At 66.5% G+C, this 26,771-nt stretch carries 24 protein-coding genes and 1 tRNA gene; 11 read left to right on the top strand and 14 right to left on the bottom strand.

Annotated features, from left to right (window positions below):
* The first annotated feature begins 18 nt into the window (after window positions 1-18).
* The 6 genes from AB4Z27_RS05860 to AB4Z27_RS05835 all read left to right on the top strand — a co-directional run bounded on the left by AB4Z27_RS05860 (window position 19) and on the right by AB4Z27_RS05835 (window position 4,783).
* A complete protein-coding gene (locus tag AB4Z27_RS05860; RefSeq protein ID WP_410748619.1) occupies window positions 19-1,194 on the top strand; it encodes a hypothetical protein in 1,176 nt (391 codons plus the stop codon).
* Between the two features lie 118 nt (window positions 1,195-1,312).
* Window positions 1,313-2,197 (top strand): Rmf/CrpP family protein, encoded by an 885-nt coding sequence (locus AB4Z27_RS05855; RefSeq protein ID WP_410748620.1) that lies wholly within the window; start codon window positions 1,313-1,315, stop codon window positions 2,195-2,197.
* Window positions 2,198-2,203: 6 nt separating this feature from the next.
* Window positions 2,204-3,946, top strand: a complete 1,743-nt coding sequence (locus AB4Z27_RS05850) for an AAA family ATPase (RefSeq protein ID WP_441644051.1) — start codon at window positions 2,204-2,206, stop codon at window positions 3,944-3,946.
* The gene (locus tag AB4Z27_RS05845; protein WP_149135672.1) at window positions 3,943-4,146 is read left to right on the top strand and encodes a helix-turn-helix transcriptional regulator; all 204 of its coding nucleotides are present in this window, start codon (window positions 3,943-3,945) and stop codon (window positions 4,144-4,146) included. Before AB4Z27_RS05850 ends, AB4Z27_RS05845 begins: the two co-directional genes overlap by 4 nt.
* On the top strand, window positions 4,146-4,280 hold the full coding sequence (locus AB4Z27_RS05840) for a hypothetical protein (protein WP_441644050.1): 135 nt from the start codon (window positions 4,146-4,148) through the stop codon (window positions 4,278-4,280). Before AB4Z27_RS05845 ends, AB4Z27_RS05840 begins: the two co-directional genes overlap by 1 nt.
* Window positions 4,277-4,783, top strand: a complete 507-nt coding sequence (locus AB4Z27_RS05835; RefSeq protein ID WP_441644049.1) for a hypothetical protein — start codon at window positions 4,277-4,279, stop codon at window positions 4,781-4,783. The genes AB4Z27_RS05840 and AB4Z27_RS05835 overlap by 4 nt, the downstream gene beginning before the upstream one ends.
* Window positions 4,784-4,884: 101 nt before the next feature.
* Here AB4Z27_RS05835 and AB4Z27_RS05830 read toward each other — a convergent pair whose 3' ends face one another.
* Window positions 4,885-5,328 (bottom strand): hypothetical protein, encoded by a 444-nt coding sequence (locus AB4Z27_RS05830; protein WP_441644048.1) that lies wholly within the window; start codon window positions 5,326-5,328, stop codon window positions 4,885-4,887.
* Between the two features lie 2 nt (window positions 5,329-5,330).
* Here AB4Z27_RS05830 and AB4Z27_RS05825 point away from each other — a divergent pair, with 2 nt between their 5' ends.
* Window positions 5,331-7,115, top strand: a complete 1,785-nt coding sequence (locus AB4Z27_RS05825; protein WP_441644047.1) for a DNA cytosine methyltransferase — start codon at window positions 5,331-5,333, stop codon at window positions 7,113-7,115.
* A 71-nt stretch (window positions 7,116-7,186) separates the two neighbouring features.
* On the opposite strand, the gene AB4Z27_RS05820 is transcribed toward AB4Z27_RS05825, so the two are convergent.
* Complete coding sequence (locus AB4Z27_RS05820) at window positions 7,187-7,888, bottom strand: FRG domain-containing protein (protein WP_441644046.1); 702 nt, start codon at window positions 7,886-7,888, stop codon at window positions 7,187-7,189.
* 159 nt (window positions 7,889-8,047) lie between these two features.
* Between AB4Z27_RS05820 and AB4Z27_RS05815 the strand changes: the two genes are divergently transcribed.
* Window positions 8,048-8,722 carry a DUF6988 family protein gene (locus tag AB4Z27_RS05815; RefSeq protein WP_441644045.1) on the top strand — a complete coding sequence of 225 codons (675 nt, stop codon included), beginning with the start codon at window positions 8,048-8,050 and terminating at the stop codon, window positions 8,720-8,722.
* 158 nt (window positions 8,723-8,880) lie between these two features.
* Here the strand turns inward: AB4Z27_RS05815 and AB4Z27_RS05810 are convergent, their stop codons facing one another.
* The 3 genes from AB4Z27_RS05810 to AB4Z27_RS05800 form a co-directional block, all read right to left on the bottom strand.
* Entirely contained in the window at window positions 8,881-10,080 is a 1,200-nt protein-coding gene (locus tag AB4Z27_RS05810; protein WP_441644044.1) for a tyrosine-type recombinase/integrase, read from the bottom strand.
* 166 nt (window positions 10,081-10,246) lie between these two features.
* Window positions 10,247-10,321: transfer RNA gene (locus AB4Z27_RS05805), tRNA-Arg, on the bottom strand.
* Window positions 10,322-10,577: 256 nt separating this feature from the next.
* Window positions 10,578-11,045 carry a lecithin retinol acyltransferase family protein gene (locus AB4Z27_RS05800; RefSeq protein WP_441644043.1) on the bottom strand — a complete coding sequence of 156 codons (468 nt, stop codon included), beginning with the start codon at window positions 11,043-11,045 and terminating at the stop codon, window positions 10,578-10,580.
* Window positions 11,046-11,454: 409 nt separating this feature from the next.
* Between AB4Z27_RS05800 and AB4Z27_RS05795 the strand changes: the two genes are divergently transcribed.
* Window positions 11,455-11,745, top strand: coding sequence for a hypothetical protein (locus AB4Z27_RS05795; RefSeq protein ID WP_092290275.1), 291 nt, complete (start codon window positions 11,455-11,457; stop codon window positions 11,743-11,745).
* A 103-nt stretch (window positions 11,746-11,848) separates the two neighbouring features.
* Window positions 11,849-12,628 carry a PP2C family protein-serine/threonine phosphatase gene (locus AB4Z27_RS05790; protein WP_092290276.1) on the top strand — a complete coding sequence of 260 codons (780 nt, stop codon included), beginning with the start codon at window positions 11,849-11,851 and terminating at the stop codon, window positions 12,626-12,628.
* A 15-nt stretch (window positions 12,629-12,643) separates the two neighbouring features.
* On the opposite strand, the gene AB4Z27_RS05785 is transcribed toward AB4Z27_RS05790, so the two are convergent.
* The 9 genes from AB4Z27_RS05785 to AB4Z27_RS05745 all read right to left on the bottom strand — a co-directional run bounded on the left by AB4Z27_RS05785 (window position 12,644) and on the right by AB4Z27_RS05745 (window position 25,234).
* Complete coding sequence (locus tag AB4Z27_RS05785) at window positions 12,644-13,960, bottom strand: sigma-54 interaction domain-containing protein (RefSeq protein WP_441590560.1); 1,317 nt, start codon at window positions 13,958-13,960, stop codon at window positions 12,644-12,646.
* Window positions 13,957-17,082 carry a peptidase domain-containing ABC transporter gene (locus tag AB4Z27_RS05780; RefSeq protein ID WP_441644042.1) on the bottom strand — a complete coding sequence of 1,042 codons (3,126 nt, stop codon included), beginning with the start codon at window positions 17,080-17,082 and terminating at the stop codon, window positions 13,957-13,959. The genes AB4Z27_RS05785 and AB4Z27_RS05780 overlap by 4 nt, the downstream gene beginning before the upstream one ends.
* Window positions 17,063-17,815 (bottom strand): peptidylprolyl isomerase, encoded by a 753-nt coding sequence (locus AB4Z27_RS05775; protein WP_441590562.1) that lies wholly within the window; start codon window positions 17,813-17,815, stop codon window positions 17,063-17,065. Before AB4Z27_RS05775 ends, AB4Z27_RS05780 begins: the two co-directional genes overlap by 20 nt.
* A gap of 30 nt (window positions 17,816-17,845) precedes the next feature.
* A complete protein-coding gene (locus tag AB4Z27_RS05770; protein WP_092290284.1) occupies window positions 17,846-19,228 on the bottom strand; it encodes an HlyD family efflux transporter periplasmic adaptor subunit in 1,383 nt (460 codons plus the stop codon).
* A complete protein-coding gene (locus AB4Z27_RS05765) occupies window positions 19,225-21,795 on the bottom strand; it encodes an FHA domain-containing protein (protein WP_441644041.1) in 2,571 nt (856 codons plus the stop codon). The genes AB4Z27_RS05770 and AB4Z27_RS05765 overlap by 4 nt, the downstream gene beginning before the upstream one ends.
* Window positions 21,796-21,993: 198 nt before the next feature.
* Entirely contained in the window at window positions 21,994-23,466 is a 1,473-nt protein-coding gene (locus AB4Z27_RS05760) for an efflux transporter outer membrane subunit (RefSeq protein WP_092290288.1), read from the bottom strand.
* A 196-nt stretch (window positions 23,467-23,662) separates the two neighbouring features.
* Window positions 23,663-23,932: a hypothetical protein gene (locus tag AB4Z27_RS05755; RefSeq protein ID WP_092290290.1), complete on the bottom strand. Its 270-nt coding sequence runs from the start codon at window positions 23,930-23,932 to the stop codon at window positions 23,663-23,665.
* A 302-nt stretch (window positions 23,933-24,234) separates the two neighbouring features.
* Window positions 24,235-24,753: a DUF4399 domain-containing protein gene (locus tag AB4Z27_RS05750; protein WP_441644040.1), complete on the bottom strand. Its 519-nt coding sequence runs from the start codon at window positions 24,751-24,753 to the stop codon at window positions 24,235-24,237.
* A 40-nt stretch (window positions 24,754-24,793) separates the two neighbouring features.
* A complete protein-coding gene (locus AB4Z27_RS05745) occupies window positions 24,794-25,234 on the bottom strand; it encodes a DUF4399 domain-containing protein (RefSeq protein WP_092290294.1) in 441 nt (146 codons plus the stop codon).
* Window positions 25,235-25,520: 286 nt separating this feature from the next.
* Here AB4Z27_RS05745 and AB4Z27_RS05740 point away from each other — a divergent pair, with 286 nt between their 5' ends.
* Window positions 25,521-26,771 carry a formylglycine-generating enzyme family protein gene (locus tag AB4Z27_RS05740; protein WP_441644039.1) on the top strand — a complete coding sequence of 417 codons (1,251 nt, stop codon included), beginning with the start codon at window positions 25,521-25,523 and terminating at the stop codon, window positions 26,769-26,771.

Below are 26,771 nucleotides of genomic sequence, written 5' to 3'. Positions count from 1 at the left end.
CTTCGAGAGATCACCGCTATGTCCGCAACCGCCACCCTTGAACAAATGCGCGCGCCCGCCGTGCGCGAAGCCGCCCCCGCACCCGTCGTCACGATGGGCTTCGGCAGCCTGCAATCCTTCGAACTGATGCAGCGCGCCGCCAACCTGCTCGCCTCGTCCACCCTCGTGCCTGCGGCGTACCGCAAGGTGATCGAGAAGTTGGACAAGTATGGCAACGTGAAGGAATCGCGCGAGAACCCGAACGCGCTGGCCAACGCCGTCGTCGCGCTGAACATGGCGCAGCGCATGGGCGCGGATCCCCTGATGGTGATGCAGAACCTGTACATCGTCGAAGGCCGGCCGTCCTGGTCGTCGCAGTGGATCATCGCCGCTATCAACGGCAGCGGTCGATTCTCTCCGCTGCGCTTCGATATCAAGGTGCTGGGCAAGAAGAATGTCGAGCGCACCGAAACGGTCTGGGAAGGCGGCAATCGCACCAGCGTCACGAAGAAGGTCGACATCCTCGACAAGGTCTGCATCGCCTGGGCCATCGAGAAGGAAACCGGTGAGCGCCTGGAATCGCCGGCCGTGTCGATCGAGATGGCCGTGAAGGAAGGCTGGTACACGAAGAACGGCAGCAAGTGGCAGACCATGGACGAGGTCATGTTGCGGTACCGCACGGCCAGCTTCTTCGGCAAGCTCTACGCCCCCGAGCTGCTGATGGGCCTGCAGACCGTCGAGGAAGCGCAGGACATCATCGACCTGAACCCGGACGGCTCGTACTCAGTCGCCAGCGCCTCAGTCAACGAACTGCGCGGCGCGGCACGCACCGCCGCGGCCCAGCCCGCCGAGGTGGTCGAGCACCCCGAGGAGCCGGCGGGGGCGACGGACGACAACCAGTCGCCCGACGATGCAGGCGACGAGGACGGCGGCCAGCAAGCCGACCTGATTCCGGCTGACGAAGGCAGCCAGCAACACGGCGACAGCGCACCGCTCAGCTTCAAAGACGTGAATCGCGAGCTGTTGCAGGCGCAGACCGTCGAAGACCTGGACTTCGCCCGCAGCCAGATCAAACAAGTGGTAGGCGAAGCGGAACAGGCCACGCTGCACCAGGTCGCCTCGCGCCGCATGCGCGAGCTGACGCAGCCGGCAGAGGATGTCGCGCCGGCGCAAACGACCACCCGCCGCCAGCGCGCCCCCATCAACGCCGACTGAAACACCTGTGAGAGAGGACTGCCCGCGCGGACGGCTGTAGCGCGGGAGGAAGAACAGCGCCGCGCCGCCGAATGCCGAGGCGCGGCCCGAACGCAGACACGTACACCAGGACACCGAAATGAGCCAATCGCCCGAATTCAAAGCCACGATGAACATGACCGCCAACACTCTCGGCAAGGACCTGCTGTCCGCCCTGGTGCTGGAAATGAAGATGATGCCCGACACGTGGGTGAAGCTGTCCGAGAAGAAGCAGAACGACGTCATCGACCGCCTGCGCAGCCGCGTAGATGCGTCGGTGAAGATGGCGGTGCACCTGATCGCCGCGAACGGCCGCACTGTGGTCCAGGGCGATCTGGACAAGATCACCATCAAGGACGGCGCCCAGGCGCTGATCAAGATCGGGAAGTCGGTGTCTGCCCTGCATGAGCTGGCCGAGGCTCAAGGCCAGGCCGTGCTGCTCGTGCTGAGCGGCGGCGAAAGCCAGTACACCCGCGGCATGGACGAGGTGCGTGGCGAGTCCGACCAGCGCGCATTCGAGATGGGCCGCGAGTACACCAGCAGCGATGGTGATGGCATGCCGGACGCCGATGCGCCTGGGGATGACGGCGTTGTCGACGTCGACGCCAAGACAGTCGCTATCGAGCATCAACCACTGCAGGAAGAGCTGGATGCCGCCTATCAGGCAGGCCGCGATGCAGCTGCAGAAGGCAAGCCCGAGAGCGACTGCCCGGTGATGGCCGGCGCCCTGTGCATCGAGTGGGTGAAGGGCTGGAAGGATTGGCACGACGAGCACCCTGAAGAGGATTCGATCTACGCCGACGTCGAGGCCTTCGTCATTGCGAAGCAGCGCGTATCCATCACCCAGATCCAGCGCCACTTCACGATCGGCTACAACCGCGCCGCGCGTCTGGTCGAGCGCCTGGAAGCCAAGGGCGTCATCAGCGCGGCTGACGCGGACGGCCAGCGCAAGGTCCTGAAGAGCACCGAAGACCAGGAAGGGTAAGCAGCCATGAAGATCACCGCCATCCATGCCCGCAATTTCCTCGGCCTCCGGGCGGCCGACATCATCCCGGCTACGCCGGTGTCGCTGATCTGCGGCCCGAACGGCGCGGGCAAGTCCAGCCTGCAGGAAGCCGTGCGCATGGCCCTGACCGGCGAGAGCGTGCGCGTGGGTCTGAAGAAGGAATACGGCCAGCTGCTGCACGATGGCACCGAGTCGGGTTCGATCGTGGTGTCGGCCGGCCCGCAGGCGAACAGCATCGCCCTGCCCTCGGGCAAGCTGACCGCCGGGCTGCAGGCTGACCCGCGCCTGCCGTACGTGCTGGACGCCCAGCGCTTCGCCCGCCTCGAGGTCAAAGAACGCCGTGCGTTCCTGTTCGACCTGATGGGCCTGAAGCTCGGTACCGACCTCGTGCGCGAGCGCCTGGTGGCGCGCGGCTGCCACCCCAGGAAGATCGAGGCGGTGTTACCGCTGGTGCGCGCCGGATTCGACGCCGCGGCGAAGGAAGCCCAGACCAAGGCCACGGCAGCCAAGGGAGCTTGGCGCGCCGTCACTGGAGAGACTTATGGGTCGGTAAAGGCCGGCGACTGGAAGGCCCCGGTGCCGGCCGGCGCGCACGTCCCCGAAGACGTGAACGCAACGATCTCCGAGCTGCAGGCCGACATCGCCGAGGCGTCGACCGAAGCCGGCGACATGCAGCGCCAGCTGGGCGAGATGGACGCCGCCGCGCGCCAGCGCGCCACCCGCGACACGAAGATCTGCGAGCTGGCCGACAAGGCGGCCGGCCTGGCCAAGGCCCAGGAATCCGTCGACCGCGCGCAAGCCGAGCGCGATGCCTTCCTGCCCAAGGTCGAAGCCATGCGTGCGGCGGCCGGCGGCAAGGTGGCCGGCATGCCGTGCACCTGCCCCGAATGCGGCGTGCTGCTGCAATACCTCGCCGGCCAGCTGGCCCTGCGCGAGCAGACGCAGGCCGACCCGGAAGCGGCCGGCCGCCTGCCCGAGTACGAGCGCAGCCTGACCGTGCTGGAAAACGCGCTGAAGAGCCGAACGGCCGAGCGCGATGGCGCGAAGGCCGCCGCCACGCAGCTCGAACTCCTGCGCAAGGACGCCGCGGCCGATGCCGGCGACGATGACGCGGAGCTGCGGAAGACCGTCGAGGCTCAGCTGGCCAACCTGCAGGCAGCCATTGCGGCGACCAGCAAAGAGTTGGAAGACGTGCGCGCAGGCCAGCGCGCCGCCGCGCAGGCGGCAGAGCAGACCACGCAGGCCGCGCAGCACCACGCCGACGTGGTGGCATGGGATGCCCTCGCCGAGGCACTGGGCCCGAGCGGCATCCCCGCCGAGCTGCTGGCCGAGGCGCTGGGCCCGATCAATGAGCGCCTGGCCGCCATGGCCAACCTGTCGGAATGGGCACGCATCGGGATCGAGGCGGACATGTCCATCACCGCCGACGGCGGCCGCCCCTACGCCCTGCTGTCCGAGTCCGAGAAGTGGCGCGCCGACGCGGTGATCGCCGAGGCCATCACGCACCTGGCGGGCCTGCGCCTGCTGGTGCTGGACCGTGCTGACGTGCTGATCGGTGCCGAGCGTGATCGGCTGTTCTGGTGGCTCGACGACCTGGCCGCCGACGGCGCGATCGACACCGCGCTGGTGTTCATGAGCCTGAAGGCACCCCCGGCCGCCCTGCCGGACGCCATCACGCCGTTCTGGATCGAAGACCACGAGGTCGGCACCGTACGGGAGGCAGCATGAACACCCAACCGCAACGCCGGATCATCCGGCTGCCGGAGGTCTGCGAGCGCGTGGGCCTGGGCAAGACGGCCATCTACGGGCGCATCAAGGACCACACGTTCCCCTCACCGATCAAGCTCGGCCGCGCAAGCGGCTGGGTCGAGGAAGAGGTGCAGCAGTGGGTTGACGAGCAGATCGAGGCCTCGCGCGGGAAGCACTGATGTCCACCACCGCTGCACTGGGCATTACCGTCGTCGCAGCCATCGCCTACATCGCCGTGAGCGTGTGGGCGGCACGCCGCCAGGCGAAGTGGATGGCTGAGAAGGAAGAAGAATTCAAGAACGGGAAGAAATGATGACCATGAACCTTGATGCGCTCGAGCGGGCCGCCGTGGCCGGCACGATGAAATGGCGTGACGCCCATGCGCTCGTCTCCTTGGCACGCCAACTGCTGCGCCTGCGCGCCGTCGCGCGCGACTTCTACAACACCACCGTCGCCAATCCTGAGCTGCGCCTGTCCGCAACCAACAAGAAGGTCCGCGACGAGGCTATCCAAGCGGGAGAACGCCTGCGCAAGAGCCTCGAAGCCACGGCGCCGGGCGCTGCGCCCCAGAGCGAGCATGCGGAGAATACCGCCCCAATATCCGCACATTCTGCGGCGATTACACCGGGCACCCTGCCCTACCCGACCGAGCCGACCGATGCGCTGCTCGAGGTGCTCGGCCTGATGCTCTACACCACCACCCCCATCGCACAGGCCCTGCGCGCGGCCGGTACAGACATCCCGAAGCGCTGCGAGGAAGAGCAGGCATACGTGCTGCACTGGCTGATCCAGCTGGCGCTCCAGCATGGCGCCTAGTGGCGCGCGCGGGCCGGCAAGAGCCTGGACGAGCTGCGCGCTGCGTCCCAGGCAGACCGCGAGAACGGGAAACTGTGATGCCGGAAATGACTATGCGCCATTCAGCCGCACTCGATCATCACGTCAATGACGCGCCTTCCGTAGTGCAGCGCTGCCTGTTCGGCCGCCTCGGGAGTGAAGTAGTCGTAGTCGTCGGTTTCTGGGATGTACTGCATTTCGGTGGTGGGCGCGTTGCTTCGACCGACGCCCACCAAGTAGCCCCACTTCTGCCCTGGCGCGGTTGCATCACGCCAATCGTCGGGGAGCTTAAAGGCCAAGACATGAACATACATGCCACGGTGCAGTTCGAGAATCCAGCGCAAGGATCGGCTCATCGGTGTCTCCAGCAGTCCTCTCAACCTAGCACGCCGTTCCGGCACCCGGTAGTCGGAAATGAGGGAGTATGCGCAACGGAAGCCTTGGATGTGCTTCCCTCGCAACATATCGCGCGGGCCGTTAACAATCTGGCGAAGCTGCGTGCGACGCTGTCCGGTGGCGAGGTGCACGCATGATCCGCCGCGAATACCGTACGTTCGGCTTCTGCTGCGGCCTCGGCGGAGGCGCCAAGGGCTTCAAGAAAGCCGCCTCGCAGGTTGGCAACATGGTCGCCACCTGGCGCTGCATCGGTGGCATCGACGTCGACCCGGCTGCCGCGCGCGACTTCGAGACCCTGGTGGGCGTGCCGTGCACGGTCATGGACCTGTTCACCCGCGAACAGTACACCGCGTTCCACAGTGCAGAGCCGCCCGCCGGTTGGCGCGAGGCCACGCCGAACGACATCGTGCGCGCCGCCGGCCACGAGCGGCCTCACTGCGTGTTCATCTCTTCCCCGTGCAAGGGCGCGTCCGGCCTGCTGTCGGAGACTCTGAGCCGCACGCCGAAATACCAGGCGCTGAACGAGCTGACGCTGCGCTGCGTCTGGCTGATGTGCGAAGCCTGGAAGGATGACCCGGTAGAGCTGATCGTCTTCGAGAACGTGCCGCGTCTGGCCACGCGCGGCCGGCACCTGCTTGACCAGATTGCCCAGATTCTGCGGCACTACGGCTACGCGGTGAACGAGACGACGCACGACTGCGGCGAACTGGGCGGGCTGGCCCAGAGCCGGAAGCGCTTCCTCCTGGTGGCGCGGCACATGGAAAAGGTGCCGGCCTTCCTGTACGAGCCCGAGCTGCGACGCCTGCAGGGCGTCGGCACCGTGCTCGGCCGGATGCCCCAGCCGGGCGATGCCGCCGGCGGACCGATGCACCGTGTCCCGTCGCTGCAGTGGAAGACGTGGGTGCGCCTGGCGTTCGTGGAGGCCGGCAGCGACTGGCGTAGCCTGAACAAGCTGGCCGTCGAGAATGGCCACCTGCGGGACTACCTGGTCATCCCCGAGCGGCGCAACGGGTATCTGGGCGTGCTGGACTGGGCAGAGCATGTCGGCGCCGTCGCCGGTGAGTCGCTCCCCAGCAATGGCGCATTCTCCGTGGCGGATCCGCGTCATGCCGCCGGCGCGGCGCAGTATCAGCAGTACGGGGTTCTCCGCTGGGGCGAAGCATCAGGCGCGATCACCGCCGGAACGAATCCCGGCCAGGGCACCTTCAGCGTGGCCGACCCGCGCCACGCCGGCCCGGCCAAGCACAACAACGAATTCCGCATCGTCCCGTGGGACCAGGCCGCCGGCGCCGTCACGAGCGCACACGGGACGGGACAGTGCGTGCAGGACCCACGGCGCGCCGGTCCGACCTTTGGCAAGTACGCGGTGACGCCATTCGACGCGCCCACCGGCACAGTGATCAGCGGCAGCACGACGGGCCAGGGCGCCTTCGCTGTGGCCGACCCGCGCACCAGCATGCGCCGCGAGCGTGGAGACGCATACCTGACGGGCGGCTACTACGGCGTGGTCGCATGGGACCAGTCGAGCGGCGCCGTGTCAGCAGCTGCCGGCCACGACAATGGCCGGTGGTCGGTGGCAGATCCGCGCATGCCGGCGCCGAACGACAAGCTGGTGGCGATTATCCGCGCGCTGGACGGCACGTGGCACCGCCCGTTCACCACGCTGGAACTGGCCGCCCTGCAATCGCTGATCGAGCCGGAGGAATACCTGGAACTGGACGGGCTGAGCGATCAGGCCTGGCGCGAGCGCATCGGCAACGCCGTGCCGCCGGACGCCGCGCGCGCGATCGCCGAGGTGATGGGCACCACCCTCCTGCTGGCCGAGACCGGCGAGACGTTCATGCTGTCGGCCGCGCCGGTGTGGGTCCGGCCGGTGGCGGTGGCGCTGTCGGTAGCTGGCATTGCGGAGGCAGAATGAACCACCAGTCATCAATCTTCGACGGCGGCCAGCACCTGAAGATGTCCGAGAGCATCCCGCCGCCCAACATCTCATATGTTCGGACCGAACTGCAGAAACTTAATTGTTTCCGCGATGCCGTCAATGTCTGGAAAAACTGTCGAGGCATCGATGCCCAACCGAAAGAGTTCCTTTCGGAAGCGTACCTTTTGCGCGCCTGGGAAGATGACCTTCTTGAACTCCTCTCCTCTCAGGGGAGTAGTCGGGTCCGCGTGGATTGTGAATACACTCTTCTGCGCAACAACTCTTGCGTTGATATGCGGTGGCGCGACCAAATAGTCTTGCCTTATGGACAACGGATCGTTTCGTACAGTCGCGCCGAAATCCCTCATGTCACTGAGCGGCGGAATGACATACACGGCACCGTCAACATCCGTGTCCCCCGCTTGAACGGCAAAGAACATAGCGACAAGGGGACTGAAGGACCAATCCAAGAGGCGTGTCGGCAAGCCATGGTGCTGTGCAATGACCATGAACTCAAGAAGATCTGCAGGTCTGTGCTTCAGATAGAACACGGATTGGTCCTGGAAACGCTCCAGTGCGTATCGCTCGCGGGCCTCAACGAAGTTCAGTTCAGGCCGCTGACGGTGAGCTTCCGTATTTGCCCTTCCGACCGAAGGAAGCAGATCGTAAGAAGCATTGGAGACGCCCCGAAAGAGATGAGACACAGGATCCTGCCAGGTGAGGCAGAGATCGATGTACTGCTGCAGCATGGTGACTTGGTGAATTTCCATCGTCGCCTCCGGTCGAGTGGAGGAATCCTAGCATGACCAAAGAACGCCCCGTCCTCTGCCCCGGCGCCATGGTGCCAGCGTCTTTTCGCAAAGCCAGTGGACGGCTCCTTCCGGCCGAAAGTGTTCTAATGCACTTGAGCGAACGGAAAGTGAAACGTTATGTGGACAATAGATGAGAAGGCGGCAGTGGAAATGGAGTTGGAGCGTCTGTTTGATCTGGCCAAATGGCTCGATGACTGCGGCGGCGCCGTTCAGATCCCCTCCAACCAAAGAGAAGTGCTAGCAGGTGGATGCCTAGATCAGACTCTTGAGCATCAAAGAGCCATCCTGCTTCTCACGCTTAGCGGTCTTCACGGCTCAGCTCACGCGCTCGGCCGCTCAGTCTTTGAGTCCTTTACTCGAGGCATGTGGCTGTACCGGTGCGCTTCAGACGATCAGGTCATGGCTTTTGCCAATGAGGATCACAAATCGCTTCCGCATCTGCGTGATGCCTCTCTGTTTGTCCGAGACATCGAGCGTGCGCTTGATCATACATCTGACGTTCTGGGGAATTTCCGCGACCGCTATTGGAAAATACTGTGCGCATTTGCCCATACAGGGGCAATGCAAGCGGGGAGAAGGTTTGGTGAAGACGAGAGTCGGGGATACCTAGTCGACGAAGTTATCTTCCTGCTTCGAGAGGCCGCCTTTCTTGGATTGTTCGCCATGCTCGAAATCGCATGGATCGGTGGTCAGCGAGATGTCGCCCAAGCAGTCGCGGATCGAACGTCCGAGTATCTCGCTTCTTTCGCCCATGCTGAAGTCCGTGGCACCGGCGAATCGCATGCCGAGTAGGACGTTTCCCCACTCAATTGACGGCATGGATTGCATCAATGGGAATACCGGGGCGAAGCATTTCTTGACTCGTTCATAGATCGCCTATACACGTTGCGCGGCACACCATTAACCGATCCAATTCCAACCTGATTCGCGGCGCCCTCAATTTAGCACTCCTAGCCCTTCAGCAGATTAATCCGGTCTGCCCATGCCTGCATCATTTTCCGGCGCTCTGACAGGTACTGCGCGTGGTTGTACGCGGCGCGCACCTTGTTCCGCTCGACGTGCGCCAACTGGCGCTCGATGACGTCCGGCCGGAAGCCCAGCTCATTCAGCGCCGTCGACGCCAGTCCCCGGAATCCGTGCCCGGTCATTCGTGAGTGATAGCCCAGGCGGTACAGCGCATACAGCATCGTGTTGTTGCTGATGTGGCCTGTCTTGCCGCGCGGGCTATAGAAGATGAAGCCGCGGTGGCCATTGATTTCGCGCAGCTCCTTCAGCACGGCCAGCGCCTGCGTGGATAGCGGAACCACGTGGGGATCACGCATCTTCATGCGCTCGGCCGGCACCAGCCACTCAGCTTTGTCCTCGTCGATCTCGTCCCACTTTGCCTGAATCATTTCCGTGGTGCGCACGAACGTCAGCGTCATGAACTGCAACGCCAGGCGCGTCACCTTGTCGCCCTCGTAGCCATCGATGTCGCGTAGCAGCTGCGGCAGCTCGGCCAGCGACACCCTGGCCATGTGCTGGACCGGCGCCGCCTTGAGCACGACCTCACTGTCGATGTCGGTGGCCGGGTTCCGGTCGCACAGGCCATAGACGATGCCGTACTGGAACACTGCGCGCATGCGCTGCAGCACGCGCTTCGTGGTATCGCGGACGCCGCGCGCCTCGACCTTCTTCAGCAGCGCCAGGATGGCCGGCGCGCGGATGTCGGAGATGGGCGTACTGCCCAAGACGGGGAAGACGTCGTTCTCGAGCGAGGCGAGGACCTTGCCCGCATAGACTTCGTTCCAGCTTTCCTTCTGGGTGGCATGCCAATCACGGGCGACCGCCTCGAAGGAATTGCCGGCAGCGATCTTCGCCGCGAGGCGCTGATCCTGTTTGGCAGTGCCGGGATCGGTGCCGGCGGCCAGCAGGGTGCGCGCCGAATCGCGCTGCGCGCGCGCCTGGGCCAGGGTGACCTCGGGGTACACGCCGAATCCGAGACGATTCTCGCTACCTGACGGCCGGAAATAACGAAAGCGCCACAGCTTGCGGCCGTCGGGCATTACCTCTAAAAACAGGCCACCACCGTCCGCCAGCTTGTACGGCTTCTCTTTTGCTTTGGCGTTACGGAGTTTGGTGTCGGAGAGGGGCTCGACGCGGATAGGCATTTTTTCGTGGCACCGAAAATCGTGGCATTACTGGTGCCACGAATGATGCCTCGAAAAATGCCGGATGCCAACGATTCGCCACGAACTTTGACGAACGTCGAAAGGCCGGGAAGGCTTGATTTATCGCGGATCGGAGGACTTTGGAGAACTGCTGCGAACTTGATTATGGTCCCGCCGACAGGAATCGAACCTGTATCTAGCGCTTAGGAGGCGCTCGTTCTATCCATTGAACTACGGCGAGCGGACCGTCTGCACGGTGCGCCAGCCGCCATGGGCCGGCCGAGCCGGAAGACGGGGCGGAGTATAGCAAACTCGGCAAGTTCGGCCCATGGCCGGCGGCGGGTGCTGGTGCGACGGCGCGCGCCTTGCTGGTCACGCCGTCCGCTGGCGGTGGCTCGGGCGGCGCGCCGGTGGCAGGCCCTTGCCTGGCGGCTTTCGCAGCCTACCCAATCGATCAGTCCGCTCATGGCTTGCTCCCTGTTGGTTCGATGGTCCGCTCAGGCGGCGGTCAGGCCGGTGCCGGTGCCGGTACCGGTGCCGATCGATGCCAGCAGGGCGCGCACCATCGACAGGACGGTGTGGACGGCGGCACGGGGCTGGCGCAGGCAGGCGTCCACCTGTTCGCTGCGGGCCTGGCCGAGCAGGCACCAGGTGCAGAAGTGTTCGCAGTTGTTGGTCAGCAGGTGGTAGTGGTCTTCGCCGAGGCGGGTGCGGGCACGGGCGACGGCTTCCATGCCGAGGTAGCGGGCGCAGGGTTCAATCTTCACCGCCACTGTGTGACCGTGGGCGAACTGGGTGAGCGAGGTTTCCTCGACCGGGGCGGCGTGCAGGGCGTGGCAGAAGCCTGCGTAGTGGATGACGCGGCCGTTGCCGGCGTAGATGCCATGATGGACGTAGCCGTTGCGTTCCGTAACCAGATGGGCGCCGGGCAGGTAGTCGTCTTGTTGTTGGTTTTGGGTGTTCATGGCGGTTCTCGGTTCGGTGTCGGTGGGAGGCAGCCAGTGCTGTGTCGATGCCAACCAACCGCATCAAGCGTGCCAATGCCATCAAACCACGGCAGGACAAGGGGTTGCGGGGGATCGGCACCCCTTCCCGGCCAGAAACCGTGCGCGGCCATCCAACAGTTTTGTGAGCGATGTGTTGGCTGGCGGCCATCAACCGAGCTTCCACCTTGCCCATCCAGAGCCGGATAGCTGTGGCGGGTGCCAGCCGACATCCCTCGTGCCCGGTGTTGGGCCGGTGCCAACGCCGCAGGCCGTCCCGACGCCACGTCGCGCCCGCCATGCGCCCCCGGCCTCACAAAGCCCCTGTGGCACACCGATTGCTCTATACAGCCATGGCGCCACGCGCCGCCCCCCGACTCTGGAGACCATCATGGCCACCCTCATCGTCAAGGACCTCGACACCCACCACGTGTTGGATTTCCGCGCCATGTCCTGCATTCGCGGCGGCGGCGCGCCGTGGGTGTTCGGCTGGATCCAGCCCTACGTGGCCTCCCGCCCGAGCGCGTCTCCAGTCGTGAACTTTTACGAGATCAACTACAGCTTCTATGCTGATCAGATGAACAACCAGTTCCAGAACATCGACGTCCAGAACAACGCGCCCAATTCGACCATCACCGTGGACGCCGCGCTGGACGCCCGGAACAAGGGTCGGTTGATCTGAGTCCTGCCCGGTAGCCGGGGGGCACTCCCACCGGCCACCCTTTGATGCTGCCCCGGGGGGCGGCGCTTGCGCGGAGCCGCTTTCTTCCGCGCCGGAGCACACCGTGACCTGCGCAACGGAATTCCGCTGGAGCTCGGCCGCCGCCACGGACGTCGGCCGGGTGCGGGAACGCAACGAGGACGCCTGCCTGGACCTGACCGAACGCGGCATCTGGGCGGTGGCCGACGGCATGGGCGGCCATGCCGTGGGGGACTTCGCCAGCCGGGCCATCGTCCAGGCCCTCTCCGGCCTGGGGCCGCCCGGCAGCCTCGATGGCGCGCTGGACGACGCCCGCACGACGCTGCTGACCGTGAACCAGGCGCTGATCGACGAAGCCGTGCGGATGAAGGTCCGGGTGATCGGCAGCACCGTCGTGGCGATGCTGGCCTGCGAGCGGCGATGCGGGTGCCTCTGGGCCGGCGACAGCCGGCTCTATCTTTTCCGGGCCGGCCATCTGAAACAGCTCACGCGCGACCACAGCCAGGTGGAGCGGCTGCGCGCCCGGGGGCTGATCACGGCCGAGGAAGCCAAGCACCATCCCGCCCACAACACCATCACGCGCGCCGTGGGCGCCGCCACCCGGCTCGACCTCGACGTGCTGACGCTAGAGGTGGGCGATGGCGATATGTTCCTGCTCTGCAGCGACGGCCTGAGCAACGAGGTGGAGGATGCCGGCATCGCGGCGGTGCTGGCAGCCAGCGCGGGGGACTGCGCGGCGGCGGCCAACGAGTTGGTGCAGCGCGCGCTGGTGAATGGCGGGCACGACAACGTGTCGGTTGTCGTACTGCGCGCCGAGGACATCGGCGGCGGCTCCGACATGACGCTGCTCAATCCGGAAGTCTGAGCGAAGCGAGGGGCCCTACTTCCCGCCCTCCGCCGCCCGGTTGCCCCGGAAATCCTTCGAATGGATGCCGTGCTTCTTAAGCAGCATCTGCACGTGCGAGCGATTCATCTCGAAGCGCCGCGCCAGCTCCGCCACCGTGCCGCCCACTTCCTGCAGGCCCCGTTCGAGGAAGGCCCGCTCGGCCTCGTCGCTGGCGGCGCGCTTGGCCTCGGCGAGCGAGGTCGCCGTGGTCACGTCCGCCACGCCGGCGCGCCCTGCCCCCGCCACCACGGACAGCCCCGCCGGCCGGGGGCGGATGTCCTGCGGCAGGTGCGCCAGATCGGCCGTATCGCCGGCCAGGCAGGAGATCCGGTACATGATGTTGCGCAGTTCGCGGATATTGCCGGGGTAGTCGTAGTGCATCAGGAAGTCGCGCAGGCGGGGCGTCAGCTTGACCGGACGGCGCTTGAGCTGCCCAGCGGACTCATCGCCAAAATAGGCCACCAGCAGCGCGATCTCGTCGCGCCGCTCACGCAGTGCCGGCAACGTCACATGAATCACGCTGAGCCGGTAGAACAGGTCTTCGCGGAAGGTGCCTTCCTGGCTCATCCGCCGTAGATCCTTGTTGGTGGCCGCCACGATGCGGGCGTCCACCGAGATCACCTCGTCCGAACCCACGCGCTGGATCTCGTGCGCCTCCAGCACGCGCAGCAGCTTGACCTGCCCGACCAGAGGCAGTTCGCCGATTTCGTCGAGAAAGATCGTGCCGGTGTGGGCGCTCTCGAACTTGCCGCGCCGGTCGTTGGCGGCGCCCGTGAACGCGCCCTTCTTGTGGCCGAACAGTTCCGATTCGAGCAGGCTGTCCGGAATCGCCCCGCAGTTGACCGAGATGAACGGTTTGTCCGTGCGCGAGCCGTTGGCGTGGATCACCTTCGCCATCAGCTCCTTGCCGGTGCCGCTTTCGCCGTCGATCAGCACCGGGAGGTCGGTCGGGGAGGCTTTCTCCGCAATCTCCAGTGCCTCCAGCAGCTTGGGGTTGTCGCCGAAGGTGCCCTCGAAGATGAAGCTGCGCTCCATCAGCGCCTGGCGCCGCTCGCGCGAGGACAGGTCCACCGGCTCCACCTCGGTCACCGCCTCGGGCTCGGCCGAGGCGGCCGCCACGAAGCGCTCCTTGTGTGACAGCCCCATCACCTCGTCGCGCAGCGTGGTGGCCTGCTTGAGCAGCTTCTCGATCTCGGGCCGCTCCAGCCGCGACGACCAGCGCAGCGTCGAGCGCAGGATCTCGATCTTCTCGATCAGCCCGGCAAACGACACCGCGGAGGTAACAGGCGTGCCCTGGTTGAATAGCTTCATGCCGCGCTCAACTGTTTCTGGACCAACTGGTAGTACATGCCGCGGCGCGCGAGCAGTTCCTCGTGCCGCCCCTGCTCCACGATGCCGCCTTCGTACAGCACGAGGATCTTGTCTGCCTGCATGATTGTGCTGAGCCGGTGCGCGATGATGACGGCCGTGCGCCCGCGCAGGATCTCCTGCATGTTGGCGAGGATGTTGCTCTCGGATTGCGTGTCCAGCGCCGAGGTGGCTTCGTCGAACACCAGCAGGCGCGGGTCGTGGTACAGCGCCCGGGCGATGCACAGCCGCTGGATCTGCCCGCCCGACAGGCCGATGCCGCGCTCGCCCACCACCTGCTCGTAGCCGAGCGGCAGCTTGGAGATGAAGGCGTGCGCGTCCGCCATCTTGGCGACTTCCTCGATGCGGCGGCGGTCCGGGCTGTCGTCGCCGCAGGCAATGTTCTCGGCAATCGTGCCCGAGAACAGCAGGTTGGTCTGCATCACATAGCCCACCTGGGCGCGATAGAAGCCGGCGTCGATCACATTGAGGTCGTAGCCATCCACCGACATCGACCCCTCGCTCGGCTTGTAGAAGCCCACCAGCATCTTGGCCAGCGTGGTCTTGCCGGAGCCGCTGCGGCCCACGATGGCCACCATCTCGCCCGGCCGCATGTGGAAGCTGATGTTTTCGAGCACGTAGGGGGTGTCCTCGCCGCCATAGCGGAAGTACACGCCCTCGAAGCGGATCTCGCCCTGGAGGTCCGGCAGCATCACGCGCGAGAGGACGTCCTGAGGCTTCTGCTCGGGTTCGAGGTCGAGCACGTCGCCGAGGCGCTCCATCGCCACACCGGCGTCGTTCAACTGGCTCCACAGCGCCACCAGCCCCATCACCGGGGCCAGCACGCTGCCCATGAAGGCGTTGAAGGCGATCAGCTGGCCGATGGTCAGCTCGCGCTCCAGCACCAGCGTGGCGCCCACCCACAGCACCGCGATGGTCGTGGCCGCGTTCAGGACCTGGCTGACCAGCCCGACCAGGATGTGGAAGGACTGGGCCTGGTACTGCTTCTCCAGCGCCTTGGCGTACTTGCGCTCCCAGCGCAGCCGCACGGGCCGCTCGATGCCCATGCCCTTCACCGTCTCCGCGCCGCCCAGCGTCTCCATCAGGTAGGACTTGGCGTCGGTCGAGGCCGAAAACACGTCGCGCGCGTAGGTCTTCACCTTCGGCGTGACGATGACGGTCAGGGCGGCAATCGGGATGATGAAGGCGATCAGCAGCAGCGTCAGCTTGACGTTGTAGAAGAACATGATGGTGAAGTAGATGAACACCATCAGCAGGTTCAGCGCCGTGGTCACCGTGGACTCGGTCAGGAAGGCCCGGATCGTCTGGTTCTCCTGGAAGCGCGCGAAGATGTCGCCGGTCTTGCGCTTGGCAAAGAACGACAGCGGCAGCGACAGCGTGTGCTTGAAGAAGTGCGACATCATCGCGAAGTCCATGTTGCGCACCATGAAATTGGCCAGGTACGCGCGGACGGTTGCCATCAGCTGGGTGAAGATGTTGGAGATCACCAGCCCCAGGATCAGCAGGTGGAGCAGGCCGACGTTCTGGTGCACCACCACGCCGTCGAGGATGTTCTGGATGATCAGCGGCGGCACCACCCCGAGCATCTGGATCACGAAGGTCGCCAGGAACAGGTGCGCGAGGATGCGCTTGTAGGGCGACAGGTAGCCGATGAAGCGCAGCCACGGCGAGCGCGCCACGGCCAGCTCGGTCATGGTCTCGCCGGCCGTGAACAGCAGGCAGGTACCGCTCCAGCCGCGCTCGAACTCCTCCGTGCTCATCTTGCGGAAGCCGATGGCCGGATCAGCCACCCAGACATGGCGCGCCGAGATGCCGTACACCACCACGTAGTGGTAGCCCTCCCAGTGCACGATGAACGGCAGTTCGAAGCCGAGCAGCGCGTCGCGCGTGCATTGCACGCCGCGCGTGGTAAAGCCCAGCGACTCGCCGGCGCGCGCCAGGCTGTCCAGCGTGGCGCCGGACGTGGTTACGTTGGCCAGCTCGCGCAGCTTGCCCAGCGTCATCGGAATGCCGTGGTGCCGGCAGATCATCGCCAGGCACGCCGCGCCGCAATCCATCTCCTCGGCCTGCTCGACCATCGCGAAACGGCGGATGACCCGCTCGCCGAACTCCGGCTTGGAGTGGAGATCGAGCAGCACCGGACGCTTGCGCCGCTCGGCCAGCTTCTTCTGGCGATGCAGTTCGCGGTCCACGGCGCGGATGCGTTCCTCCAGCACCTCGCGCAGCCGCACGTTGCGCTCCAGGATCAGCTGGACCGTCTTCTCGGGAATCACCAGCAGCCGCGTGTCGGTTTCGGCGATGGCCGAGGCGATCTGCTCCTGCCGCATCACGCAGGCCCGTTCGCCGAAGATCTCGCCCTGGCCGAGCGTGGCGAGCGGGAAGGTATCGCCGTCCTCCTCGCGCACGATCCGCACCGTGCCCTGCCGCACCACGTAGAGGCGGCGGTCGTCGCGGCCGTCCTGCTGGAGGATGGGCTTGCCGGCCGCCACGCGCTTCACGCCCACGCTGCGCACCGCGTCCTCCAGTTCGCTCTTGTCCAGCTTGCCGCGCAGATCGAACAGCCGTGCGACGAAGCCGCCGGCCGAACTGATCGCCACGTAGCTGGTGATGAAGGCCAGCGCGGCCGGGTTGCCGCCCACCACCGGCTCCGACACGCTGCGCGGAATCGTGATCAGCTCGGTCTTGCCCGACGCCCGCACCGACGACTCGTGCCGATAGTCGCGCAGCAGGGCGATGTCGGCGAAGACCTCGCCGGCCTTGCGCACGCCCATGCTGATTTCCTTGCCGTGCTCCTCGTTGAACACGCGCACCGAGCCGGCCCGGACGATGAAGATGCCGTCGGCCGGATCGCCCGCGTTGCAGACCGTGTCGCCGAAGCCGAAGGTCAGCGTGCGGGCGCTGGCGGCCAGCCGTTCGAGTTCCTCGCGCGAGAGCGGCGAGAGGATCTCCACCGTGGCCAGGAAATCGGCCAACGTAGGGGCGGCCAACGTAGGGGCGGCCAACGTAGGGGCGGCCCCTGGCGGGGGCGCCTCGGCGGCGGCATCGCTAGCGGGCTTGGATGACATGTTCCTGAGCCCTGGCCATCAGCCATTCCTCGCGCAGCAGCCGGCGCACTTCCACGGCCACGTCGGCATCGAGCCGCGCCGGATGCTTGGCCCGCACCAGGAACACCTCGAAGAACGAGCGGTCCGCCGCCGGGAACGGCCCCAGCAGGGCGCCCGGCTCGGCATTGAACACCTTGGCCTCGATGTCGCTCTTGAGCGAGCCGCGCAGCACCTTGCCGATGTCGCCGCCCTGCTCACGGGTGTCGGCGATCGAGTGCTCGCGCGCCATCTCGCTGAAGCTGTCCGGGTCGTCCTGGAGGTAGGAGACCAGCTCGCGCGCCTTGCCTTCGGTATCCACCACGATATGGCTGACCTCGATGCTGTCGAACTTCGGCGAGTTGAGCTGGAAGTAGGTCTCCATGGCCGCGTCGTTGCAGACCTCGGCCAGCATCTTCTCCTGGTAGAGGCTGTCGGTGATGAACGCCTCGAACTCGTCCAGCGTGATGCCGAGCGCGTCGAGGTAGTGGTTCATGTCCGCCGCCCGATGCAGCCCCTGCACGCGGCGGAACTGGTCGGCGCGCTCCTGGATCTCCTCCGGCGCCAGCTTGATGCCGTGCCGCCGCGCCGCGTGGGCGGTCAGCTTGTCACGCACGAGCTGTTCCACCAGCCCCTCGAACTGGCCGGTCAGCTTGAGTACCCTCACGAATTCGTCGACGCCGATCACTTCCTCGTCGATCCGCACGATGGCTGTCATCGCCCTCTCCTTTTTCTTGCTGGAATCTGTTCAGCCCGCCACCTGCCGGAACGGGTCTAGCCCGAGGTCGATCAGGCGGCGCTCGCGCACCACGATCTCGGCCGTGGCGGTCATGCCGTAGCGCAGCGGGTAGCGGCTGCTGGCCACGGCGTAGTAGTCCTGCGCCAGCCGCACACGCCCCTCGTACACGGGCTGCTTGTCCGGCCCCGACGGCTTGGTGGCCGGCGAGATGTACTCCAGCGTCCCCGCGATCAGCCCATAGCGCTGATACGGAAATGCGTTGAACTTGAGCTTGACCGGCAGGCCCTCGCGCAGGAAGGCGCGGTCGCGCTCGGCAATCTCGATGCGCAGCATCGGCCGGGCATCCTTCGGGGCGATGCCCCCGAGCGGCGCGTTGGCCTGCACCTTGTCGCCGCGCTGGGTGGAGGTGACGTCGGTAATCACGCCCGACACCGGCGCCACGATCAGCAGGAAGTTGTCCTTGTCGATGTTCTCGAACTTGATGCGCGCGGCGGCCTCGGCCACCAGGCGGGCAGTCTGCACCTGCAGGCGCAGCTTGTCCTCGGTGTTGCTGATCTCGCGCATCGCCGCGTCGTACTGGATACGCAGGTTCGCCAGCTCCTGCCCGCTGCCCTCCAACTGCGCGCTGGCCTGCGTGTATTGCTGCGACAGCCGCGCGTCCAGCTCGCTCAGCCGCGACTGCGCCACGCGCAGGTTGTTCTCGGCATCCTGGGTGATGGCGCGCTTGCCTTCCACCTGCGACTGCGACACGCCGCCGCCAGCCGGCAGCGCGAACAGGCGCGCGTAGCGGTCCTGCTCCTGCCGGGCGAAGTCGCGCGCCCGGCGGGCGTTTTCGAGATTGCTGCGCGCCTCCTGCAACTGCGCGCGCTGCTGCTCGGCCAGCCGCGTCGTGCCCTCGGCCATGCGGTTCTCGTGCTGGCGCGTGCCCAGCTCGATCTGCTGCTTGAGCGCCTGCGCGCGGCGCTCCATCAGCACCTTGCGCTCGGGAAACTGCTTCCATTCGCGCTCGGAGTCCTCCAGCTTGAGCTGCGCCTCCAGCGCACTGGCCGCCGCCTCGATCGCGCCGCGCGCGTTGAGCCGCGCCAGCACGTCATCTTTCGACACCGGCTGGCCTTCGGCCACGTAGAGGTCGGCCAGCTCGCCATCGACGGGGGCGTAGAAGCGGCGGACTTCCGACTCCGGCGCCAGCGTGCCGTGGGCCGTCACGATGACATCGGCATGACCGAAAAACGACCAGATCAGCGCGCAGATCACCAGCGCGCCGGTGATGACCACGGTCAGCATCGACAGCCGCCACGGCTCCGAACTCAGGATGGCGATGCCTTCGGCGCTGTGGTCCTCGAGCGCCTCGTTGAGCGGGCGCAGCTTGTTGTCGCGGGGATCCTCGCTCATCGCGCGCCTCCGGATGCGGTGGTGCTGGCGGGGGCGCTGGCACCGGCCGACGCGGCCTCCTTGCTGCCCTCGCCCACCAGTTCTAGCTTGGCGCGCAGCACGGCCGGGTCCAGCACCATGCGCAGGTCGTTGAGCGAGCGCCGCTGGAGGTCCACCTCGGCCTGGATCTCGTCGCGCACCTTGGTCCACTCCGCCAAGTCGCCGGCCTTGAGCTGGGTGTAGATGCGCAAGCCCTGGCGGGCATCGCCCTGCGCCTCGGCCAGCAGGCGGGCCTGCGCGCGGAACTTCGGCGAGATACCGGCCTCCAGCCGCTGTTCGCCCGCGATCAGCCCGTTGTTGCGGTACTGGCGCCACTGCGTGGCGGCGCGGTTCAGCAGCTGGTTGGCGCGCCGCAGCGCGGCCTCGCGGATGGTGTTGACGTCGGCGTCGATGGCCTTCACGTAATACGCATCGGCATCCGGGTCGAGCGCGGCGTAGAAGGCCAGCAAGGCGTCCTCATAGCCGCTGCTGCCCGCCCGGCCCTCCTTCACCTTGGCGAACTGCGCGGCCACCTGCTGCTTGTGCGCCACGTCCTTCGCCACATCGGCCGCCCACGGTCCGCTGTTAATCTGGCGCAGGGCGTCGATGGCCGCCGCGCTGTCGCCGCGCCGCCAGGCATCGTCGGCCAGCGCGTACTGGCGCTGCACATCGGCCGGTGGCAGCTTCTCCGCGCGCAGCGTCTCGTACTGCGTCTTGAACGGCGGCGTGGCGAAGCTGACCTGCCGCATCTGGGCGACGAGCGGCCCCGTGGCGCGCTGGCGCAGCGCCTCGATCAGCGCCGTGTACTGCTTCAGGTCGCTCTCCACGCTGTCCAGCCCGGCCAGGCGCGGGTACTTGTCCTTGTAGTCGGCCAGCATCGCCTGCAGTGCCTCGGGTTGCTCGCGGGCCAGTTCGGTGGCGATGGCGACATTGAGACGATCGATGGCAGTCAGATACACCGAGTCCTCGTTCTGGAGCCTGCGCAGGTTGCTCAGGCCCTCCGCATAGGCGTCGCGGAACACCGGCACCTGGTTGGCGATGCGGCCCAGCGCGCGCTGGTGCGCCACCGTGTCGGTACCCCAGCGGGCGACCAGCGCGCGGATGCGCGCTTCGTCGGCATACATGCGGATCGGGGCGTCGGGGCCGCCGCGTGCCGCCATCAGCCGCGCCACGCTGGTCACCCACTCCAGTTCGTCGATGAGCGCGCGGCCATCGGCGTTATGGCGGCTGTGGGTGCGCATCTCGGCCAGCACGGCATCGGCGCCGCTGAAGTCCTTTGCGCGCACCCGGGCGGTCCACGGCGGCACCCAGGCACGCATCAGCGCCTCGGTGCCGGTCGCCTGATATTGGGAGTTGTCCGGTTGCCGCGTCAGGTAATCGTCCGCCAGCGCGGCGGCGCGTGCGTACTCGCCCTTATCCATCAGCGCGGTCAGCGAGCGGTCCGGCGCGCCGCGCCAGTACAGGTAGCCGCCGCCGATGGCCGCCAGCAGCAGCGCCACGGCGCCCCAGCGTGCCACGCGCGCCTGCTTGCGCCGGTCATCGATGCCGAAGGTGCGCGCCGCCTCGGCCAGCAGCATGGCCACCTTGCCGCGCGGCGCCGGCTTGTGGGCCGGGGCGTGCCCGCCGTCTGGCATCGGCTCCGGGTTCACTTCGTCTTCCTGCGCGGCGGCGTAGTCGACGCAGAAGATGTCGAGGAAGGAATCAGCGGCGCCGACGAAGGTGGTCTTGTCGGGGTCGACGCCCAGCGGGTCAACGGCGGCGGGAGCGGCGGCGGCCTCCAGGGCGGGCGGCGGCGCCTCGTACACCACGGTGCGCGTGGCCGTGGCGTCGGCATCGTCCTCGCGCTCGATGTCCACGCGGTAGACGAAGTGGCTGCCGCCGAATGCAATCACATCGCCGGGCTCCAGCCGCACAGCCTGGTCCTCGAGCCGCACGCCGTTGACGAAGGTGCCGTTGGTGCTGCCCAGGTCCTCCAGCCACGGCGACCCCGCCTTCAGGAACAGGTGCGCGTGGCGGCGCGAGAGGTAGTTGACCTGATGCGGATAGTCGTCGCGATAGCGTGCAAACGTGTCATCGGCCTTGCTGACCAGGAACGGGAAACCCGCGACGACCACCGGCTGCAGGCCGATTTCCGGCCGGATCGGCGCGAGCGTGACTGCCAGGCGCGGCGGCTCCGGGGTCGGCGGGCGGGGATAGACGCGCACGCGGTACGACAGCGCCGCGCCAAAGCTCACCTCGTCGCCATCGCGCAGCAGTGCCGGCTGCTTGACCACCGCATCGCCATTCACGCGCGTGCCGTTCTTGCTGCCGAGGTCCGCCACGTAGACCGCGCCGTCCTCGGCAAAGATGCGCGCATGGCGGCGCGAAAGTACCGAGACCGTCTCCGCCGGATAGGCGACGAACGGCGCCTCGCCGCGGCCGATGGCGAACAAATCCTCCCCGATCCGGATTTCGCCGAGTTCGGGCCGGGACACGGGCATCAGCAGGACGTCGAACGCCTGCCCCGTTCTCACCGGCATTTCCATGATCAGGGCATCGTCGCGCGTCATGTTTCAACGGAACCAACAGTCGGGCCGGTGGCGCTGTGCCGCGCATGGCCGGATGGGCCGGCCATGGGGGTACGGGAGGTCACGCGTATGAACATAGTAGGCCACGCTTTTCGGGAGTCAATCCGCTGCGGTGCAGCGTTGCGCGAACGCACGCGGCAGGCGGGTTTCAAGGTTGAAACGCTTTGTGCGCGCGTGCGGCTAAGGCGCTACGTTCGCTGTCGTATTCGCACCGTTGGATGGCGCGGCATTGCTGACGGTGGTGCTCGGCCAGCCGCCACCGAGTGCCTTGTACAGCGTGACGGTATCGGCCAGGATTTGTTGGTGCGCCCCCAACAACGCCAGTTGCGCCTGGAGCAGCGAACGCTCGGTCTCGAAGACCTCCAGCTGTGACGCAATCCCTTCCTTGGCCTGTGCCTCGATCTGGGTGGAGACCACGCGCAGCTGATCCACCTGCTGCTGGAGTTCGATGCGCTGCCGCTTGTGGGCATCCACATTGACCAGCGCACTCTCCACTTCCTCGAACGCCGTCATGACCGTGCGGCCGTACTCGTTCTCCACCACGCCGATATTGGCTTCAGTGGTCTTCACGCGGGCGCGCACGTTGGGGTCGAGCATCGGCAGGTTGATGCTCGGCATGAAGCCGAAAGTGAAGGACTTGAGCAGGTCGGACAGCGCGAAACTGGCCGTGCCGCCGCGCGCCGTGAGGCTGATGCTGGGCAGCTGGGCGAGCCGGGCCTGGCCGACGACGTTGTACGCGGACAGCACGCGGTACTCGGCGGCGACGATGTCCGGGCGGCGTGCCAGCAACTGCGACGGCAGCCCGGCCGGCACGACGGGCAGCTTGACCCGATCCTGCAATCGGCCGGCCGGCACCTTGAAGTCGCCGGCGGGCACGCCGACCAGCGTGCCCAGTGCGTTCTCGGCCACGTCGCGCGAGCGGCGCAGCTCGATCAAATCCTTGTTGAGACGGTTGATTTCCGCCTGCTGCTGCATCACGCGGATCTGCGGCAGCAGCCCGTTGGCGAGCATCGCCTTGTAGGTGGTCAGGATGTCGTTGTTGCGCGACACGGTGAGCCGCTGCTGGGCGATCTGCTCGTCGAGCTGGAGCAGCGTGAAGTACGTGATCGACACATCGGACACCAGCGCCAGGTAGCCTGCGCGCCAGTCCGCCTCGGAGGCGCGGTACTCGGCGGTCTGGGCCTGCACGCCCTTTTCCACCTTGCCCCAGATATCGATGTCCCAGTTGACCGTGGCGCCCAGGTTGAAGGTGCGCGTCATGGCCTGGCCGGTGGTCTTGTCGAAACTCGCGCCGGCGCCGATATCGAACACGGGCAGCGCGCCGGCACGGGCTTCGCCAATCTGCGCGCTCGCCACGCGGATACGTGCGGCCAGCACGCGGATGTCGTAGTTGCCGGCCAGCGCCTTGGCCACCAGTTCATCGAGATAGGGGTCGCCGAAGCCTTGCCACCAGTTCGGCACGATGGTCTCGGCCGGCGATACCGTGATCGACTCCGTGCGCGACCAGTCCGCCTTGGCCGGCGTTTCCGGGCGCTTGTACTCGGGGGGGCGAAAATCGGCGCAACCCGCCATCAGCAGCGCGCAGAGCGCGGCGGCAACAGGTTTGGCCAGTGCGGGGGCCGGGGCGAAAGCGAACACGATGACTTCCTGCATGGAACGCCGTCGGACTCGTGCTGCCTGCCGTGGCGCTCGACTGTATTGTGGTGCGAAGCGGAGCCAGCTCCAACCTCGACATGTGTGCGGGGCGAAAAAAAAGGCGCCGGGACGGAGGGGTCCCCGGCGCAATGCTCCCCGTGCGGCTTGGGGCACCGTCGTTCGCGGTGCCCTGCCGATCTGAACCGGCGATAAATCAGAACACGTTGTTCGAGGCGGTCTGCGAGGTCGTCACCGTGTTCTTCAGGTGCTCCTGGAAGGCCGAGCCGTTGCCGAACAGGTTGTTGACTTCCTGCATTTGCTGGTTGCTCTGGTTGATCGTCGTGGTCTTGTCGAAGTCGATCTTCACCGGGTGATAGATCGAGGTGTAGGGGGCGAACAGGCCGAGGCCGCCAGATACGGCGCTCATCTTCTTGGCGTCAAGGGTTTCGGTCGAGGACAGGTCTTGGATGGTCAGCGTGGTCATTTCAATTCTCCTAGAGAGGAAGAGGTAAGGCTTAGTTGGGTTGAGCATCGGGTTGGTGTCGCGCTCGGTTGTCATATCGCAGCAAGCGTGCCAGCCCGTGCCAGAAGACCGAAAAAAACCCGCCAGCGCCGGCGGGTCAAGGCTTTGCGGATGAGCGCGTCACACGGCATGGGGGGTGGCGGGGCCCCGGCCTGTTGGTGGCGGCACAACGGATGCGGGCCAACTGTCTGGCTGGCGCCAACATCGCGGACGAAAAAAGGCGCGCATCGCTGCGCGCCCCGTGGAGCAGGCGTTCCGCCCGCCTACTTCACAAAGATCGTGATCTTCTTCGAGTACACCGGCGGACTGGTCGGGATGTGCTTCTCGTCGCCCATCAGCAGTTGCAGCGTGTGCTTGCCCGGCGCCAGCTCCACCGTGGTCTCGGTCTCGCCCGCGCCGAAGTGCAGGTGGTTGCGGTCGTTCGGAATCTCCTTGTCCATCGGCGGCAGGTCCACATCGATCAATAGATGGTGGTGGCCGGTGTTCGGGAACTTGACGTCCTTGGGCGCCACGCCCATGTTGCGCAGCCCGAACCAGACCTTGACCGGCTTTCCGGCTGGCAGGGTCTGGTTGTTGTTCGGATAGCCGATATAGAGATAGGCGTTCTTCGGCGCCGGCGTGGGGCCGCTGGCCGGGGTGGCCCCCGCGGCCGATGCCGCCGTGCCGCCATGCGCGGCATGGCCGGCCGAGCCGGCGGGCGCCGAGGCATCGGCGGCCATGGCACTGCCTGCCCACAGACAGCCGGCGGCAAGAACGATCACTGCGGCGACTGGCTTCGTCATGGCTTCCCTCCCCTGCGCGGCGATCATCGCGAATGTGCGCTCACCGCACGGTGATCGTGATCTTCTTCGAATAAATCGGCGGATCGAACGGCACGTGCTTGCTGTCGCCCAGCAATAGCTGCAGCGTGTGCTTGCCTGGCGGCAGTTCGATGCGCGCGTCGGTCTCGCCCGCGCCGAAATGCAGGTGGTTGCGGTCGTTGGGAATTTCCTTGTCCATCGGCGGCAATTCGGCGTCGATCAGCAGGTGATGGTGACCGCAGTTGGGGCGCTCGACACCCTTCGGACAGACGCCCATACCCTTCAGGCCCATGCGGACCCAGAGCTTGCCGCCGTCGATGACGGCGCCGTCGCCGGGCCAGATGATGTACGTCTCGGCGTTCTTCGGGGCGGGGGTCAGCGGCGTGGCAAGGGTGGCGTAGGCAGCCAGTCCCGTGGCAAGCACGGCGGCCGCGAGCACGCGGAGCGGGGATCGTCTGGACATACGCGGCTCCTCCCGGAGATCTGTCCGCTTCACACGGTGCCCGCGCGGGGACACCGGCGAGGCGAGCGGGCAGCGGATCTTGATTAGTGTTGTGGCGGCAGTGCGCTCGGCGATGTGTCCTCAAGCGTAGGTCGGAAGATCGGAAAAAGCGAACGGAAGCTAACCGGGCGGCCTGGCACGGCGCGGCGACCTTTCACGCCACACCTGCTGTGCTATCTTGAAACGAGCCGGATTGCGTCACGGCAACTCCACACCGCGCGCTGCGCAGCACCCACGGGGCCTGAATATGTGGCGGAAAACTCTTGTCGTGTCATGGATTGGCAGTGCTTTGCTCGGGGGCGGCGCGTTCTGTGGCGCCCTCGGTGTGGCGGGTACGATGTTCGCCACGTCGGCCAGCGCCGGCATCCTGCCGAAGAACAGTGACGAGCAGTACGAACTGTCGTTCTGGGACTCCATCAAGAACAGTAACTACGCCAGCGACTACGAGGCGTATCTGAAGCAATACCCGAACGGGCGATTCGCGGCGCTCGCCAAGTCTCGCATCGAGCGCATCAAGGCCACGTCTCCCGCCCAGCCCGCCAAGCCCGAGCCGAAGGTGGAAGCCAAGCCGGCCCCGACGCCCACCCCGGCGCCGACACCCGCCCCGCCGCCTGCCGCACGCGCCCCGGCCACACCCGCCACACCGCCCGCCACGCCACCCACCGCCAACCAGCCGCGCTCGCGCAGCGGCGGGCCCATCGCGCAGGGCACCGTGACCTATGCGAACGAAGGCAAGGAAGGCGCCCCCGCCACCGCGCCGGCCAAGCAGGCCGAAGCCAAGGGCGGCGAGATCCGTGACTGCCCGGCCTGCCCGGTACTCGTCAGCGTCAGCCCGGGCGGCTTCACGATGGGCAGCAGCACCAGCGACCCCGCCGAGCGTCCGCCGCACCGCGTGACCATCAGCCAGCCGTTCGCCATCGGCAAGTTCGAGGTGACCGTCGAGCAATGGAATGCCTGTGCCGATGCCAACGGCTGCCCGCGCATCGCCACCAATCCTGCCGAGGCGAAGGCCGCCCCGGTGCGCGACGTCAGCTGGGATGACACCCAGCAGTACCTCGCCTGGCTCACGAAGACTACCGGCAAGACCTATCGCCTGCCCACCGAAGCCGAATGGGAGTACGCAGCGCGCGGCGGCACCAGCTCCGCCTACTGGTGGGGCGACCAGATGCGCAAGGGCAACGCCAACTGCAAGGACTGCGGCGAGCCGTGGAGCGATGCCGCGCCGGCCAACGTCGGCTCGTTCGCGGCCAATCCGTACGGCCTGCATGACATGAACGGCAGCGTCTGGGAATGGGTGGGCGACTGCTGGCACAGTTCGTACAAGAACGCACCGGTCGATGGCCGCGCCTGGGACGAGGCGGCCTGCACCGCGCGCGTGATCCGCGGTGGCTCCTGGCGGGAGGGGGCGACCTATATGGTGTCTTCCACGCGCTTCAAGTACAGCACCAGCGTGCGCCAGTCGCAGAACGGCTTCCGCGTGGCGCGGGACATGAAGTAG

Origin of the sequence: Cupriavidus sp. KB_39 (assembly GCF_052114485.1) — a bacterium.
Lineage (GTDB): Bacteria > Pseudomonadota > Gammaproteobacteria > Burkholderiales > Burkholderiaceae > Cupriavidus.
Note: the sequence above shows the minus strand (reverse complement) of the source record. Positions and strands in the feature narration are given on the sequence as shown.